Origin of the sequence: Thermorudis peleae, from assembly GCF_000744775.1 — a bacterium.
GTDB lineage: Bacteria > Chloroflexota > Chloroflexia > Thermomicrobiales > Thermomicrobiaceae > Thermorudis > Thermorudis peleae.
The window spans coordinates 58623-76032 of the sequence record NZ_JQMP01000004.1 but is presented as its reverse complement, the minus strand read 5'-3'; the positions used below and the strand labels follow the sequence as shown (position 1 = coordinate 76032).

Genomic DNA, 17410 nt, shown 5'->3' with positions numbered 1-17410 from the left:
GGGTAGTGCGGTGATAACTATGGTATGTCGGATTTGCCGCAAGTCATGATGCTCCTACGATGATGCAGCAATGTCTTCGATGCTGTGAACAGAAAAGAATGGAGAGGCAAGCCCTCTCCATGAAGTTCTTCGGATTTGTGTGTTTGTCGAACGATGCTAGTCGTTCTTGCTCTCCGATGTTGCGCTCGCAGTCTCGCGCTTTTCCGCACCGTCGCTGGATGCGCCGTTGCTCTTGCGGTTATCGGTAACGTAGAAACCTGATCCCTTGAAAATAATGCCAGCCGGGAACAGAAGTCGCCGCACGCTCTGACCACACTGCGGGCAGGTGCGCACGGGCTCATCACTAAAGCGCTGGGTCACCTCAAAGCGATGGTGGCAGGCTGTGCACTCGTATTCATAAATTGGCATACACTCACACCCTCCACGTCCCGCACACCACGTTCGCTGTTACGGATTGTACTGTCTCGTCGCGCATTGAGCAAGGGCTACTGCGCTAGTTTGATTTGCAGTGGCTCAAGGTCAGCCCAGTTCGGGCCCGCTTTGGCTTCGACCACGAGTGGCACCCGCAATGTCACGACCTGTTCCATCTCGCGGATGACGAGGGATGCAAGCTGAGTGACTTCCGATTCGGGTGCCTCAAAGAGCAATTCATCGTGCACTTGAAGAACCATGCGACTGCGTAACCCGTGCTCGCGAAGCTGGCGATGAATGCGAAGCATCGCCAGCTTCATAATGTCGGCAGCCGTGCCCTGTAGTGGCATGTTGACAGCGATCCGCTCGGCTGCTTGGCGTCGATTTGGATTGCTTGACGTAATATCCGGGACATAGCGGCGTCGGCCGAAGAGCGTTTCGACGTATCCGCGTTCGGCTGCCTGCTGTTTGACATTGTCGAGATAGCGCTTTACTCCTGGGAACCGCTGAAAGTAGCGTTCAATGAAACGCTGGGCTTCGCTTCGACTCATGCCAGTATCACGCGCGAGCCCAAATGCTTGCATGCCGTACAGAATGCCAAAGTTGACGACTTTCGCGATCCGGCGAAGTTCCGGAGTAACACTCTCGATGTCGATCCCAAAGACTTCGGCTGCAGTGGTTGCATGAATATCCTTGCCTTCCGCAAAGGCCGATAAGAGCGCTTCGTCACCGCTAAAGTGCGCCATGAGGCGAAGCTCAATCTGCGAGTAGTCACACGAGAGAAATACCGCTGGTTCATCAAAGAGTCGGAACGCTGGCCGGTTATCGGCGATGAAGGCTCGACGCACCTGTTGGCCAATGTCACTCCGAACCGGGATATTCTGCAGGTTCGGGTCGGACGAACTGAGTCGGCCTGTTGCGGCGACCGTTTGGTGGAAGATCGTATGGACGCGACCGGTTTGCGGGTGCACCTGCCGTGGTAAAGCGTCGATATACGTTGATTTGAGTTTGAGGAGCTGTCGATATTCGAGAATCGCATCGACAATTGGATGACTTTCGCGCAGGGTTTCGAGCACGTCTTGACTGACCGAGTAGCCTGTTTTCGTTCTTCGTCCCCGCGGGAGTCGCAGTTCTTCAAAGAGCACATGCGCGAGTTGCTGGGTTGAATTGATATTGAAAGGATGCCCAGCAAGATCGTAAATGCGGCGTTCCAGCTGGCGGAGTTGTCCAGCAGTATGGTGGGAAAGTGTTGCAAGAAAGTCGGTATCGATAGCGACTCCCGTCTTTTCCATGTCGATCAGGACGTCAATCAGCGGCAATTCAATCTCATGGAAGAGGCGATCTTGCTGCTGCTCGGCGAGGGCCGGACGCAGTACGTCAACAAGGCGATAGGTCGCTTCTACATCAGCACAGGCATACCGGGCGGCGTGTGCAATGTGTGTTTGGTCCATCGTGAGTTGAGCTCGCCCTTTGCCAATCAGCTCTTCAATCTGCTGCATTTCAATCCCGAGCTTGGTAAAGGCAAGCTCCTTCAATCCCAGCGCGCTTTCACCGAGGAGATACGCGGCAATCATGGTGTCAAAGTCGATGTGCGGACGCGCAAAACCGGCTCGCTCCAGGACAAGCGCGTCATATTTCCCATGGTGGGCGTAAATGGTGAGATCTGGTCGTGTGAAGTGGGGGCTCAGGGCATGGTGGACCGCGTCCCGTGACAGTTGTGCGTCGGCGCTCGCGTGGGCGAGGGGAATGTAGTAGCTACGCTCGGGGCTTGTCGCAAGTGCAATGCCGACCAGTTCAGCATACATGGGGTGGAGAGCTGTTGTCTCGACATCGAGCGCGATTGCGCGCGTGTGGGCGATATCTTCCTGCAGCCGTGCTAAACTGTCAGGATCGCAAACAATCTGGCAGTGCTGCGCAAGAGGAGGCTGCGCTGCTGCAGTCTGAGGCTGAGCATGTCGCGGTTCCGGCAACCGATTGACCAGGCTCCGGAATTCAAGCTCCCGGAAAAGCTCAAGGACGCGGTTGCGGTCGAACAAACCAAAGCGGCATTGTTCCCAGTCAATCGTCATTGGCGCATCGCGAACGATTGTCGCAAGGTCCCGACTTTGCCATACTGTTTCGCGATGCGTAGCCAGGGCTTCACGAATCCGTGGTGGAGTAATTGCCTCAAGGTGCGCGTAAATCCCCTCCAGTGAGCCGTACTGTTGAAGCAACTTCGTTGCCGTCTTTTCGCCGATTCCTGGAATACCAGGAATGTTATCTGAACTGTCGCCAACCAGCGCCTTAAAGTCCGGGATGCGTTCGGGGGGGATCCCGTAGCGTGCAAGCACCGCCTCTCGGTCAAAAATGCGAAATTCACCAAAGCGTTGCCGTCCAGGCAAAATGGCTTGGACATGGCCGTTCACAAGTTGCAACAGATCGTTGTCGCCGGTCACGATGACGACGTCGAAACCTTGCGCAACAGCCTGTTGGGCAAGTGTTCCGATGAGGTCGTCAGCTTCATACCCTTCTTGAGCAAAGATGGGAATACCAAGCGCCTCAACGACTTGCCGAATGCGTTCCATTTGCTGTCGCAGGTCATCTGGCATTTCTGGCCGGTGTGCCTTATATGCGGTGAACTGGTCATGGCGAAAGGTTCGGCCTGCGTCGAAGCAAACAACGACATAATCGGGTTTCAGTTGGTTGAGTGCTTCCAACAGCATACTCGTAAAGCCAAAAACGGCGTTGGTTGGCTCTCCTTTGCTTGTTGTCAAAGTATCTGGCAGGGCATGAAAGGCACGGTACGCGAGGCCATGACCATCGACGAGGAGCAGACGTGGCCGTTGCGTTGCGGAGCGCCCAGATGGCATACCATGTCCTCCTTACATTCTTGTCTCTGCGATTATACGGACGCAGCGCTTGTTCAGCGGGCGTTTTCTTTTTGGTTACAGTGGGGTGCTTTCATTCTGTGGGGATGTGAGCCGTCTGTGCCATGGCGGCAATTGCTATAATCACGGTTGCCTTGCGAAAGGGGCAGTCAATGACGCAACGTGCACTATCATTCAGGCGGATTCCTCTCCGTCTGCTGTGCACGGTGAGTATTCGTGCATGAATCTGTCGGCTATGCGCAAGCGTTGTGATGCACTCGTGCCCTGAACTTAAGGAGTGGCAATGAGTAGTGTTGATGTCCAGGAGCTTGCGACGCGGATCAGCGAGAACGTCGAGCGCGTGATCGTTGGCAAGACGCGTGAAGTCCGACTTGTCCTTGTTGCACTGCTTTGTCGCGGACATGTCCTCATTGAAGACGTGCCGGGTGTTGGGAAGACGGTTTTGGCCAAGGCGATTGCGCGGAGTATTGGCTGTAGCTTCAAGCGAATCCAATTTACGCCAGACTTGCTTCCATCTGATGTCACTGGTGTAAGCGTCTATAACCAGCAGACTGGTCGGTTCGAGTATCGACCTGGTCCAATTATCGCCCAGATTGTGCTCGCTGATGAGATCAACCGGGCAACGCCGAAAACACAGTCAGCGCTCCTTGAAGCGATGGAGGAAAACCAGGTCACTGTCGACGGTGTTACCTATGCCTTGCCTGTTCCATTCATTGTGTTAGCGACCGAGAATCCGATTGAATATGAAGGAACGTTTCCGCTGCCAGAGGCACAGCTTGACCGTTTCCTTATCCGGCTTTCTCTTGGATACCCAAGTCATCGTGGTGAAGTCGAAATCCTTGATCGTCAACATTATCAACATCCGCTCGAGCAACTTCGCCAAGTGGTGACGGTTGAGGAACTCGTTGCAGCCCAAGAAGCCGTTCGTCATGTCCAGGTTGATGATCTCTTGAAGGAGTATATTGTCTCGCTGGTGGAAGCCACGCGACAGCATGATGAAGTCTATCTCGGTGCTGGTCCACGCGGGTCACTCGCGCTCTATAACGCTGCGCGAGCGTGGGCCGCGATGCAGGGACGTGACTATGTCATTCCCGATGACGTCAAAGAGCTTGCTGAGCCAACCCTTGCTCACCGCATCATCGTCAATCCGGCTGCCCGCATGCGCAATGTTGATAGCCGGTCCATTGTCCAGGACGTTCTTGCGCGTGTTCCTGTTCCGGGTTCTCAGCCGGTGCGAGCTGCTCAACCGGCATCACCGTGGGCACGCTTACCATTTCACAGTTAGCTGAGTGTTGGCGATGAACTGGATAAAAGTGACGGCGCTGGCACTGCTGCTTCTCATACTGGCACAGCTTAATCGCTGGTCAGTTTTCGACAAGCTGTTCTTCATGTTGCTCGGCCTCTTACTGCTCTCCTATCTCTGGAGCCGTCTTAGCCTGCGTGGCCTCGTGCTTACTCGCCAGACACTCTCTGATCGTGCCCAAGTCGGTGACTTATTAATAGAACGCTTGCGTGTGGAAAATCAGAGCCGCTTCTCGAAGCTCTGGGTAGAAGTGCTGGACCAGTCAACACTACCAGGCCATCAGGTAAGCCGTGTCATTCGTCTTGGACCGCACGATGTTGCGAATTGGAAAGTGCAGACGTGGTGTGCTCGCCGTGGCCGTTTTCGCCTTGGACCAATGACGTTGGCAAGCGGCGATCCGTTTGGCCTTTTTTCGGTACGTAAAGTTGTTCCATATGAACATGAACTCATTGTGTATCCAGCGACGGTTGATTTGACGGGTTTTCGCTTACCCTTCGGTGAATCAACGGGCGGAAACGCTCTACAGCGACGCACTCCATTTGTGACTCCCAATGCCGCTGGCGTGCGCGATTACGTGCCAGGCGATAGCTTTAACCGTATTGCATGGTCAGTCACGGCACGAACCGGTCGACTGATGGTGAAAGAGTTTGAGCTTGATCCTTCAGCTGACCTCTGGATTGTTGTTGATGGTGATAGCCGCTATCATGTCCGTGCTCCTGCGCCCGATCATCTGCCACCCGCTGTTGCGGGAACAAGCAACGGTCGTCTTCCGTTACGCTATTGGCTGGATTCGACGGAGGAGTATGCCGTGACCGTTGCGGCCTCACTCGCGCGGCACTTTCTCGATCAGAATCACGCTGTTGGCGTGATTCTCAACACGCGCGAACCAGTTGTTGTTCCAGCTGATCGAGGGGCACGGCAACTTGTCAAAATTCTTGAGCACCTGGCCGTGCTGCAGGCAGACGGCATGCGGAGACTTGATCAGGTTTTGGCGGAAGACCTTGGGCTTGTCAATCGCCGATCGATCCTTGCTGTGATCACGCCATCGCCCGAAGAAGCATGGGTGCGTGCCTTGGTTGACCTCGCCGAGCGGCAGATCCGCAGTATTGCTATCGTCATTGAGCCGAGCACGTTCACAAGCGGAAAGCCTCAAACGCTTGCACCAGTGGCGAGTTTAGCTGCACTTGGGGTTCCGACTATCCTGATCAAGTATGGTGATGACATCGCGCGAGCACTGACGTCCCCAGCCTGGTCAGCAACCTTGGCAACCAGTAACTGGGCCTAGCGGGTGAAAGGAGTGTACGGAATGTCGGCCGTGTTCAGCCGGCTTCGTCCAGCAAGTGGCTGGATGTCTGTCTGGTTAGTGCTGGGGATCTGCTGGCTGGCGGCGCTCTCAACCGAACAAGCGAATTGGAGCGATGATCTCCAGATTTTGCCTATCATTACGGTTCTTGGTGTTATAGCAAGCCTTATTCTCGCCGCGTTATCAATTCCTGAGTGGCTTGCATGGCTTGGTAACCTCGCGATCGGTGCTGTTGTTATTGCATGGCAGCTCGTTGGCGTATTGCCTGATTCCATCGGCGGTGATCGTGCGAAGCTTGCGTTCCTTTGGGAACGGTGGAGTGAATGGGTATACGCCGTTCGCCATGGTGGCCAGGCGCAGGATTTCTACTTGTTTCTGGCACTCATGGCAGTGTTGCATTATCTCATCGGCGCATTCCCCGCTTGGCTCGTCTTCCGACGCCAGCATGCCTGGTTGAGTGTCATTGTTCCAGGAATCGTTCTTCTTACGAATCTTGGGTTCTCCCGTCAGGTTTCGGTGGCACTGCTCATTTTCTATCTCTTGTTTGCGATGATTCTCGTTGGCCGCGTCCACTTCGCGCTTCGGGAGTTGCGTTGGCGACGCCTTGGTATCCCATACACACCGTCATTGATCTGGCAAGCACTCTGGACACTCAGCTATCTGGCTCTTGGTGTGCTCGTTTTGGGCTGGATCGTCCCGTTTACGACCCGCAATGATGGAATGTCGTCAATGTGGCAGCGCGTCAATGGGCCGTGGATTGAGACACGAAATACGCTGGCCCGTTGGTTTCCTTCCATCCGCGGACCGGGAGGAGCATTTGGTGTCGGTGGCTTCGCAAGCTTCAGTACCAGTTTTGACGTTGGCGGGCCGCTGCAACTGAGCAATGATCCGGTCTTAGTAGTTCGCGGCGATGTCGCTCCCTACCTGGTTGCGCAGCGCTACAGCACGTTTACGGGGCGGACCTGGATTGCTGATGTCGCACCGGAGTCACGGACTTCTGTGAGCAATCCGCCTGCATCGGTAGTACAGTCGAGTACCGCTTCCTCGACACCAACGACGCCGATGCTTGATTTACCGGCAAATCAGCCCCTTCCTCAGTCGGCATGGGTAGACCAAGCGCGACAACCGCATACGTTCCAAATCGAGATTCTTTCGCCACGGGGCCCAGTTTTCTTCACCAGCGGTGACCTTGTTTCCCTTGATCAGCCGTCGCGCGTGGAATTGAGCTGGTTTAGCTATAACCGGATGGTCATCGATGTCCAGCAAGCATCAGCTGCTTCAGTCTCACCAGTTCTCTGGCCGCTCGTTCAGTTGCTCCAGCAGGCGGATTTTACGCCACCTCCGGCTACGCCAACGCCTCAGGCGACCCCCTCAGGGGAGCAGCCCTCTCCAACACCGTCAGCAACCGAGTCGTCATCACCGACGTTAGCGTTGCCAGCAGAATGGAGTGCAATTGCCCAACAATTGCAACAGTTGCGGACGCAGGGCATCCGAGTTCACTTCTTTATTGGTCCAGTAAACCAGCACTATCGTGTTCGATACATAACGGTTTCAGGTATGCTTCCTGATTACAACGATGTAACTGCTGCATTTGTCCAGGATACGATGAAGAAAGGGACGCAGTATACCGTTACTGCTCGATTTAGCACGGCAACACCTGACCAGTTGCGCAAAGCAAGTGAAGCCGCCCCTGTTCAGGAACCCAATCCTTCCGCTGCCTGGCTGCCTCCACGGTATCCCTGTGCGAGTGGGATTCCGAATTGCCTTGCGTCGCTCATTAGCGAGAGTACAACGTTTGTCCCAGGCGATCAGGGCGTCATTGTGACCGACTGGGGGATTTATCCCGAATCGATTTACCAGCGCTATACGCAACTTCCATCAGTTGTTTCTGATCGCACGCGCCAACTGGCCCAATCGCTTGCCGCCGGGAAGACCAATGCATACGACGTTGCGGTCACGATTGAGCAATACCTCCGCCAGCACATTACCTATAACGAGAACGTTCCGGCCCCGCCGACTGATGACGTCGTGGACTATGTCCTGTTTCAGCGACCAGAAGGCTACTGCACCTACTACGCCAGTGCTATGGTCGAACTGCTCCGGATTCTCGGCATTCCGAGTCGTCTCGTCACCGGCTATTATCCTGGCGACTTTGATCCGCAGGTCAATGGGTTCCTCTATCGTGACCGAAATGCGCATGCCTGGGTCGAAGTATTTTTCCCGGGCTACGGCTGGATTACCTTTGAACCGACTGCGGCGCGAGCCATCGTTGGTCGCGGCGAATTCAACGCGCCGAATAGCACCAGCGGTTCTGATGTCCTGAGTGGGACAAGTGGTGTCACCTCAGCTGTTGATGAGCGCCGAGCTGAACTGAACGATCCCTTCGCCGCCGAAGGGTCAGGAGCGGTCGGTCCAATTCCTGATCAGAATGCCGCAGCGCACTCGCGCACGTCGCTGATCTTAGCAGGAGTTGTGCTTGCGGTGTTGCTTCTCTTCTCGTGCTTTACGCTTGCGTGGTCGTGGGGAACGCGCGGATTGCGCCCGGCTGCGCGCCTCATGCTGAAAGCGCAACGAGCAGCACGCTGGACAGGCATTCCTTGGCGCGCAAGTTTGACGCCGTATGAATTTGCCCGCCTTCTTGGCCGCGTTTTTCCTGAAGCGCGATATGCAGCTCGTCTTCTTGCTGATCTCTATACTCGCGAACAATACGGCAAACACACCTTATCTGCTGAGGAACTGCAGCAGGCACAGCATGCGTGGACAGTCCTGCGCGGTTGCTTCCTCCGCCGTGTCCTGTACTTCTGGCGCCGCGATCGACAGATTGTCTGGGAACCGCAACGGGTATAGGATGGGCCGGGTCGTCGTTGTCGGCAGCATCAACACCGATCTCGTCGTTCGTGTTCCGCGGTTTCCCCAACCGGGTGAGACCCTGACGGCGAACGGCTTCGCCGTCTATGGCGGTGGCAAAGGGGCAAACCAGGCCATTGCTGCCGCGCGCTGTGGTGCCGAGACGATCTTTATCGGCGCTGTTGGTGATGATGCCTTTAGTCATGAACGGATCCGTGATCTTGAAGAAGAGGGCATTGACATAACGCGTGTACTGCGACGTCATGGCGTGCCAGGCGGCGTTGCGGTAATTCACGTCGCTGACAATGGCGAAAATACCATTAGTGTCTTTCCAGGGGCAAATGGGACCCTATCGCCCACAGATATTCGTGATCTTTGGATAAGCAATCTTCTGCCTGATGCTGACATCTGGTGTGCTCAGCTGGAGATCCCAGCGGCGGCTGTGCTTGAAGCCTTTCGACTTGCGCGCGGGCAGGGGAGCACGACGGTGCTCAATGCAACCCCGCCAGCAGGGATGATTGACGAACTGTGGCCATTCATCGATGTGTTGATTGTGAATCGTGCCGAAGCAGCGCAACTCAGTGGCCTGGCTGACGATGCTCCTGTCAAGCTTGCTGCTGCACTCCGTTCACGTGGTCCCAGGGTTGTCGTCGTCACACTTGGTCAGGAGGGTGCACTCTTCTGCTTTGAGCATCAGCAATTCCTTGTCGAAGCACCGCGTGTTGCTGTAGTCGACACGACGGCCGCTGGCGATGCCTTCATTGGCGTGCTAGTGGCACTTCGCGCTGAGGGATGGTCCTGGGCGAACCTTGCCCCCTGGGCTGTGTGGGCCGGGGCAATCGCAGTGCAGCGAGCGGGTGCGCAGCCTTCCCTGCCGACACGAGCTGAAATTGCAGACGCGGTTGCGCGCCAACCGCTTCACAATAATCTCGTCGACCATGCCACATAAATACCCCCACCGTCTGGAGTGGAGACGGTGGGGGTATGTCTTCGAAGTGGAACGATGACTACCAGCTGAGTGCTGCGACCAGCAGAAGGGCAACGATATTGACGACCTTGATCATCGGGTTGACGGCTGGCCCAGCGGTGTCCTTGTATGGGTCGCCGACAGTATCGCCGGTAACAGCGGCCTGGTGAGCAAAGCTGCCTTTTCCACCCTGTGCTCCCGCCTCAATGGCTTTCTTCGCGTTGTCCCACGCTGCGCCACCCGTGGTCATCGAGATGGCAACGAAGAGACCGGTGGTGATTGAACCGATCAAAAGCCCACCGACTGCCTCTTTGCCAAGTGTCAGGCCAACAATGATCGGACCGAGCACTGGGATCAGCGCTGGGACAAGCATCTCGCGCAAAGCCCGACGCGTCACAATGTCAACAGCGCGGCCATACTCTGGTCGCGCGCGCCCTTCAAGTAAGCCCGGAATTTCCCGAAATTGCCGGCGTACTTCTTGAACTACTGCGCCGCCAGCCTTGCCGACAGCATCCATCAGAATGCTTGCGAAGAGATAAGGCAACGCGGCGCCGATGAGCAGGCCAATGACCACCCGTGGATTGGAAAGTTCAAACTGCACCTTACCGCTGATTTCAAGGAAGTACGATGCAAAGAGGACAAGCGCTGCCAGACCTGCTGATCCAATCGCGTAGGCCTTGGTGATGGCCTTCGTTGTGTTGCCAACCGCATCAAGCGGATCGGTCACGTCCCGGACACTGTCCGGCAGTTCCGCCATCTCAGCAATGCCACCAGCGTTGTCGGTAATTGGACCGAACGAGTCGATTGCCACGATCATGCCGGTCATTGAGAGCATAGCCATTGCCGCAACGGCAAGTCCATACAGCCCAGAATACGGAGCATTTGGCGTGACGGTGAGGTTGTAGGCAGTGTAGATTGCCAGCGCGATTAAGACAATCGGCAAGGCAGTGGCTCGCATTGACACTGCAAGTCCGGAGATGATGTTGGTTGCGTGTCCTGTTTCAGAGGCAAGGACAATCTGCTTGACGGGGCTGTATTTTTCTGAAGTGTAGTACTCCGTGAAGATGACGACACCAATGGTAACGATCAAGCCGATCAGAGCACACAGCCAGAGCTTGGTTGTTGCTGAGAGTGCTAGCGTAATGCCATAGAGCGTCACTGGGGTATTCGTAATCACCGTGTTTGAGCCCATCAACCATGCGGTAATGGGGTAGAAGAGAATTGCCGCAAGAATCATGCTTGCCGCAAGCCCTTTGTAGAGGGCCCGCATAATTGAGCGGCTCTGATCGAGGCGAACGAAGAAGGTGCCGATAATCGATGTCACGATTGATGCTGCGCCAAGGACGAGGGGAAAGACGACAGCTTGCTCGTTGTGAAAAACGAGATGACCAAGGAGCATAGCGGCAATAGCGGTTACGGCATAGGTCTCGAAGAGGTCAGCTGCCATGCCGGCACAGTCACCAACGTTGTCTCCGACATTATCAGCAATAACGGCCGGGTTGCGCGGGTCGTCTTCCGGAATGCCTGCTTCAACCTTCCCCACGAGGTCGGCGCCAACATCAGCAGCTTTGGTATAGATTCCGCCACCGATGCGCGCAAAGACCGAAATCAAGCTTCCACCAAAGCCGAGACCGACAAGCGCGTCAACGTTGCGCGTGACGGTATAGAAGGCGCTTACCGCGAGGAGTCCGAGTCCGGCAACCAGCAAGCCAGTAATCGAGCCGCCACGAAAGGCGACACGAAGTGCGGATTCCAGCCCGCGCTTGGCTGCTTCGGCCGTCCGGACATTTGCCCGCACCGCGATGCTCATGCCGATGAAACCAGCAAGCGCTGACGCAATAGCGCCAATGAGGAAGCCAATTGCCGTCGTTGGGCTCACAAGCAGCGCAAGAAGAACCGCGATGACGATTGCGACAATTGCCACAACAGTGTACTGGCGACGCATGTAGGCTTCCGCGCCTTCTTGGATTGCGCTAGCGATGGCACGCATACGCTCGTCGCCAGCTGGCTGAGCCAGTACCCAGCGTACTAGAGCGGCGCCATAGAGAATTGCCGCAAGTGCAGCCACGATTGCAATGACAAGTCCAGTTGTGACCATGCTACACGTTCCCCTCCCACCAAGCTGCACACGTCATCACCAAATATTTTAGAACTAGGCAGAGAAACGCCGGCCCGAGCCACGTGTGCGTCCCAGGCCGGACGCGTTGACGAATCTTGCCGTGGAAAAGCCAGCGGCTGTTCGGTCAGGAAAGCTCCTTCCTTGCAACGCTGCTAGAGCTTGTAGAGTGCAATCATCGTTACAATGATCGCCATCGCGACGAAGAGCCCCCAGCCAAAGACTCCGCGAAGCAGTGGGGGATCGAATTTCAAATGCATGTAAAATCCAACAACCAAGACAAATTTTATAGCAGCGAGAGTGAGCAAGAGCGGAATCATAACTGGTCCAAGAACATGTTGCAGGTAATAGGTTGCTACTTCAAAGACGGTGACAATCGTGAGGACTACGGCAACGCGCACATAGGTCAATTGCGTTGGGTGAGACGACTGTGTAGCTGATGCTGGCGCTCGGCTGGCCATTGCTTTCCTTGCCTTTCCTGCTGCCCGGACAGCCCTAGTATGGAATCAGGTACACGAGTGTGAAGATGACAATCCAGACAATGTCAACAAAGTGCCAATAGAGCCCAGCAACCTCGACGCGCTCAGCGTTTGCTGGAGTAAGCTTCCCAAAAAACGACATCAAATTCAAGATGAGCAGCCAGATCACTCCAATACCGACGTGTGTGCCGTGAAATCCGGTGAGGACAAAGAAGGTCGTGCCAAAGAGATTTTGCTGCAGCGACAGGCCGTGGCGGTAGAACTCGGTGAACTCATAGTATTGGCCGCCCAGGAAAAGCGTGCCAAGAACGGCAGTTGCTGCGAGCCAAACCCGAAACCGGCGCATATTTCCGTGCTGAATACCGTGAAGCGCGAGCACCATGGCCAAACTACTCAGGAGCAGAACTGCAGCGCTCACCGAGGTGTAAGGGATGTTGAGGACATCCTGAGGATACGGCCCCTGTACGCTCCGCCCACGGTACGCCATGTAGACCCAAATGAGAGAACCGAAGAACATGCAGTCGGAGGCCAGGAAGGTCCACATGAGGAGCTTGTTATTTGAAATACCGGTGTTTGTCGCGTGTTCTTCCGGAGCGTGGCTCACTGCCGTTCCGCTCACGGGTTACTCCTTCCTCTCCTGCAACGTGCCGTTTGCCAATCCAAGTGTTTACGCATGCTCAGGGGCGTGGCTACCATGGATTGGCTCGAACGCCCAACCAAGCAAGCTAATTAACACAATGACCGCGCCAATACCGATCACCGGGAATCCAAGACTATGGAATGACTCGCTTCGGTAGACAATCCCACCGGCCGCCATAATTGTCAACCCGATTGACGTAATAAGCGGCATCCACGATGGATTGGGCAGATGCATCATGAGGAGTGCGTCGTCTTCTGCATGATGGGCCTCACTGTCAGGCTGACCACCAGCGATAGGTGGCTGCGTAGCTGGTTGTGGACGGCGGGTCGGCTGATGGCTGGTTCCATACTTCTCAAGCCACCACGCTTCACGGCCACGAACGATTGGGATTCGCGCGAAGTTGTAGGCTGGAGGAGGCGACGGAATAGACCACTCAAGTGTACGGCCATCCCACGGATCTGCTGGTGCTGTTGCTGGCTGGCGGAAGGTCTTCACGACATTGACAAGGAAGATCAAGAAACCAAGAGCCTGGATATAGGCGCCGATGGTCGCCATCAGGTGCCAAGGCTCATACCCGAAGCCAGCTGGCCATGTGTAGTATCGCCGCTCCATCCCATCAATGCCGAGGAAGTGCATGGGGAAGAAGGTCAAGTTCATACCAATGATCTGGACCCAGAATTGAATCTTGCCCAGCCGTTCATCAAGCATCCGTCCGAACATCTTCGGGAACCAGAAGTAAATGCCCGCCAGAATGGCCGTGAGTGAGCCAAGTCCAAGTACGTAATGGAAGTGGGCAACAATGAAATAGGTATCGTGCTGCTGGTAGTCAAGTGGCACACTGGCATGCATGACACCAGAGATGCCGCCAATCGTGAAAAGCGGGATGAAGGCAATCGCATACAGTGCTGCTGTCGTGAAGCGAATTGATCCACCCCAGAGTGTTCCAAGCCAGTTGAAGATCTTGACGCCGGTCGGGATCGCGATCAGCATGGTCGTTGTCGCAAAGACTGCATTCGGAACAGTGCCCAGGCCAACGGTGAACATGTGATGTGCCCAGACACCAAACGAGAGGAAGGCGATCGCAATGCCGGCAAAGACGACGAAGGGGTAGCCAAAGAGTGGCTTTCGGGCAAACGTCGGCAGAATTTCGGAGATGATTCCCATTGGCGGCAGAACGAGGATATACACCTCAGGATGGCCAAAGATCCAGAACAGGTGCTGCCAAACGACTGGATCGCCACCAGCGGCTGGGTTGAAGAAGTTCGTCCCAAACAGCCGGTCAAACATGATCATGAAGAGACCAACAGTCAGGGATGGGAAGGCAAGCAAGATGAGGACGGAAGTGACCAAAGTCATCCAGACGAAGACTGGCATGCGCATTAAGCTCATGCCCGGAGCTCGCATGTTGACAATCGTGACGAAGAAGTTCAGCGCTGACACGAGCGTGCCGATGCCGAGCAACTGGAGGCCGAAAACCCAAAAGTCGATATGCAGCCCCGGTGTGTAGCGAATATCGCTGGTAAGTGGCGTATAGCCGAACCAGCCGCCATTGGGTACTGCTCCAAAGAGGAAGCTACTCAGCATCAAGATGCCGCCAAGCGCGAAGGTCCAGTAGCTGAAGGCATTAAGCCGTGGGAAAGCAACGTCACGAGCACCGATCATGAGTGGGACAAGCACGTTGAAGAACGCCGCATTCAGCGGCATCACTGCCATAAAGATCATGATGGTGCCGTGCATGGTGAACAGTTCGTTGTAGGTTTGTGGGCTTAGCAGCTTGTTTTCCGGTACAGCAAGCTGCGTTCGCATGATGAGTGCGAGTAACCCCGCAATGAGCAGGAAAGCAAATGCTGTCCAGAGGTAAAGAATGCCAATCTTCTTATGGTCAACGGTCGTGATCCATTCAACAATCTTCGACCGCCGACCGTAATGGGCCCGTTCGAGTCTCACTGCCGACTCGACCATGGAATCCTCCATCCCCTCACTTTAGGCTCTCGAGGTATGCGACGAGGGCCTGCACTTCATCCGGCGTCAGCTTGCGCGGGAGTACCATCTTCGCTCCAGGTTTGACTGCTTGCGGGTCAGTCAGCCATTTACTGAGGTTTTCCGGTGTATTTGTCAGTATCCCACCTGCAATGATATCACGGCTCCCAAAGTGCGTCAGGTTTGGTCCAACTTTACCCTGTGCCTGGGTGCCATTGATCATGTGGCAGCCGATGCAGCCATTACTGGGCGTAAAGAATATCTGCTGACCTTTGACTGCGAGGGGGTTATTGCTGACATCAGCCGCTGGCTGTTGCTGTTGCTTGACCCAGGCATCGAATTCTTCCTGTGTTTGCACAATAACGCGGAAGCGCATATTCGCATGCTGGTCGCCACAGAATTGGGCGCATTGCCCTTGGTATTCTCCAGTCTTCAGCGGCGTGAATGACCAGAGATTGGTTTTCCCTGGGATCGCATCACGCTTCCCTGAGAGTTCCGGTGGCCAGAAGCTATGAATTACATCGGCTGAGGTCATTTCAAGCAGAACTGGGCGGTTCACCACGATATGAAGATCGTCAGCGGTAACAATATTGTAATCGGGATACTGGAACTCCCACCACCACTGGTGGCCAATGACTTTCACTTTAATGGCATTGGGGCCTGGATCACGATCGAACGCGAAGATGTTGGAAATCGTTGGCACGGCAATCACCGCGAGGATAACTACCGGGACAAGCGTCCAGGCAATTTCAAGTCTGGTATTCCCGTGAATTTGTCGGGGTAACCGTGTCTCGCCAGGCCGCTCGCGGAAGCGAATCAAGGCGATCGTAAGCACTACTGCGACAACCAGGAAGACGAGAACGGAAATCCAAAAGATCCAGATAAACATGTCCCAGATGGTCTTGGCGTTGTCGCCAGCCGGCAACGCCGTTGACGCTGGCCCTCGCCCGACGACACCGCAGCCTGCCGCTGCTAAGGCTACCGCCCCAATGATGGACGCTTGACGTAGCCATCGCCATACTGCTTGGCTTTTCATCGCGCTCCTCACTACACGTACGACGCCGCCTAGCCACGGGGCCAACTGGCCACCTCCTATATCCTACCCGTAACTGTTTGTCCTGTCACGAGGATTGTGCATGCATTCACAGGCCTTTCATGGCGCCGTCTTACCGCATATCGACAACGTCTTGGATAAGGTGTGGCGATGAGGCTGCATCGACGGTAACAGTCCAGCAGGGAAGTGCGGCAAGTGCCGGATGATTGAGGGCTGCACTGCTGACTGCGGTAATAATGCGCTGCGCTGGTAAGGGCGCGAGTGCTTCGAGGAGAGTGTTTTGGTTGATGGGATCAAGCTCGGAAAGCACGTCGTCGAGCAGCAGAACCGGATATTCTTGTGTCGCTGCGAACACGAGCTCAATTTCAGCAAGTTTCGTCGCAACCACTGCGAGTCGCTGGATCCCACGAGATCCGTAGTCGGCGAGTGGTTCGCCAGCGAGAAGAAATTGCAGGTCATCCCGATGCGGCCCAGCGAGCGTGACGCCACGTCGAAGTTCATCAGCCCGCATCTGCTGTAAGAATGCGCTGTAGCGCGGAGAAAGTGTTGCTTGTGCGTCTTCTCGATCCAGCACACTCAATTGCTCAAGAACAGGCGGTGGCAACGGAAGCGATGCGTGATAGCGAAGTGAAAACTCCTGCTGGTTCCGGCTAAGCGCGCGAAAGGCACGCTGTGCAGCGCGCGAGAGTTGTGCTATGTACTGGATGCGCGTGGCAATAATGTAGCTCCCGTGCACGACAAGTTGCTCATCCCAAAAGGCAAGTTGTTCTGCTAGGGTGCGGCTGTTGTTTCCGTGCGTAGCAAGATGTTTGAGTAAGCTATTCCGTTGTTCCAAAATGCGGTGATAGCGACTCAACGCCTGGAGATAGAGCCGGTCGATTTGGGAGAGGGTGATGTCGAGATAGCGCCGTCGCAGTGAAGGTGAACCGAGGACAAGGTCAAGATCTTCGGGGGAGAACAACACAACACGCAGCGTACCAACCGCATCAGTTGCCCGTCGCGGAGTGCCGTCGATCTTCGCACGCTTGCGGGCTGTACCACTGTCTTCATCGATCGTAATCGTCACTTCGAGTGTTTGGCGATCACCTTCCTCAGTCAGCAACTGAGCGACAAGGCGAGCGTATGGCTGCACCCCGAGGTCGCGCCCACTGTCTCGATGAATAAGCTGCCGTTCCGTACTTGTGCGAAATGAGCGGAAGGTGGCAAGCACGTAGAGTGCTTCGAGTACTGAGGTCTTCCCTGCTCCATTGTGACCGATCAGCCGAATCCCCTCCGGAGGAAGAGAGAGATCAAGTCGGTGAAAGCAACGAAACTCCTCCAAATGGAGGTGGGTGAGGTACACGGTTACCTCCGCTCAGCGCGTTGCGCTGTGTCAAGCATGCCAACTCGTTGCGATCATTACAATGATCGCAACGCATCCCTGGAGCATTACGGTATCTGGCT

12 protein-coding genes are annotated in these 17410 nt (G+C 55.4%); 4 read left to right on the top strand and 8 right to left on the bottom strand.

What is annotated here, in order from left to right; translation table 11 throughout:
• Nucleotides 1-156 precede the first annotated feature (156 nt).
• Both N675_RS10225 and polA read right to left on the bottom strand, forming a co-directional pair.
• Nucleotides 157-408 carry an FmdB family zinc ribbon protein gene (locus N675_RS10225; RefSeq protein ID WP_038039826.1) on the bottom strand — a complete coding sequence of 84 codons (252 nt, stop codon included), beginning with the start codon at nt 406-408 and terminating at the stop codon, nt 157-159.
• A gap of 77 nt (nt 409-485) precedes the next feature.
• Nucleotides 486-3260: a DNA polymerase I gene (gene polA, locus N675_RS10220; protein ID WP_038039825.1), complete on the bottom strand. Its 2775-nt coding sequence runs from the start codon at nt 3258-3260 to the stop codon at nt 486-488.
• Nucleotides 3261-3561: 301 nt separating this feature from the next.
• Here polA and N675_RS10215 point away from each other — a divergent pair, with 301 nt between their 5' ends.
• The 4 genes from N675_RS10215 to N675_RS10200 are packed head-to-tail and all read left to right on the top strand — an operon-like array spanning nt 3562 to nt 9680.
• Complete coding sequence (locus tag N675_RS10215; protein WP_051914624.1) at nt 3562-4563, top strand: AAA family ATPase; 1002 nt, start codon at nt 3562-3564, stop codon at nt 4561-4563.
• Between the two features lie 13 nt (nt 4564-4576).
• A complete protein-coding gene (locus tag N675_RS10210; RefSeq protein WP_038039823.1) occupies nt 4577-5866 on the top strand; it encodes a DUF58 domain-containing protein in 1290 nt (429 codons plus the stop codon).
• A gap of 21 nt (nt 5867-5887) precedes the next feature.
• The gene (locus N675_RS10205; RefSeq protein WP_038039822.1) at nt 5888-8731 is read left to right on the top strand and encodes a DUF4129 domain-containing transglutaminase family protein; all 2844 of its coding nucleotides are present in this window, start codon (nt 5888-5890) and stop codon (nt 8729-8731) included.
• 1 nt (nt 8732) lies between these two features.
• Nucleotides 8733-9680, top strand: a complete 948-nt coding sequence (locus N675_RS10200; protein WP_051914623.1) for a ribokinase — start codon at nt 8733-8735, stop codon at nt 9678-9680.
• A gap of 58 nt (nt 9681-9738) precedes the next feature.
• On the opposite strand, the gene N675_RS10195 is transcribed toward N675_RS10200, so the two are convergent.
• The 6 genes from N675_RS10195 to recF all read right to left on the bottom strand — a co-directional run bounded on the left by N675_RS10195 (nt 9739) and on the right by recF (nt 17309).
• On the bottom strand, nt 9739-11796 hold the full coding sequence (locus tag N675_RS10195) for a sodium-translocating pyrophosphatase (protein ID WP_038039821.1): 2058 nt from the start codon (nt 11794-11796) through the stop codon (nt 9739-9741).
• Between the two features lie 173 nt (nt 11797-11969).
• A complete protein-coding gene (locus N675_RS10190) occupies nt 11970-12275 on the bottom strand; it encodes a cytochrome C oxidase subunit IV family protein (RefSeq protein WP_038039820.1) in 306 nt (101 codons plus the stop codon).
• Nucleotides 12276-12309: 34 nt separating this feature from the next.
• Nucleotides 12310-12912, bottom strand: coding sequence for a cytochrome c oxidase subunit 3 (locus N675_RS10185; RefSeq protein ID WP_231578014.1), 603 nt, complete (start codon nt 12910-12912; stop codon nt 12310-12312).
• Nucleotides 12913-12960: 48 nt separating this feature from the next.
• The gene (gene ctaD / locus N675_RS10180; RefSeq protein ID WP_038039819.1) at nt 12961-14895 is read right to left on the bottom strand and encodes a cytochrome c oxidase subunit I; all 1935 of its coding nucleotides are present in this window, start codon (nt 14893-14895) and stop codon (nt 12961-12963) included.
• Between the two features lie 16 nt (nt 14896-14911).
• Nucleotides 14912-15949, bottom strand: a complete 1038-nt coding sequence (coxB, locus tag N675_RS10175; protein ID WP_038039818.1) for a cytochrome c oxidase subunit II — start codon at nt 15947-15949, stop codon at nt 14912-14914.
• Nucleotides 15950-16079: 130 nt separating this feature from the next.
• Nucleotides 16080-17309: a DNA replication/repair protein RecF gene (gene recF, locus N675_RS10170; protein WP_051914622.1), complete on the bottom strand. Its 1230-nt coding sequence runs from the start codon at nt 17307-17309 to the stop codon at nt 16080-16082.
• Between the last annotated feature and the right edge of the window lie 101 nt (nt 17310-17410).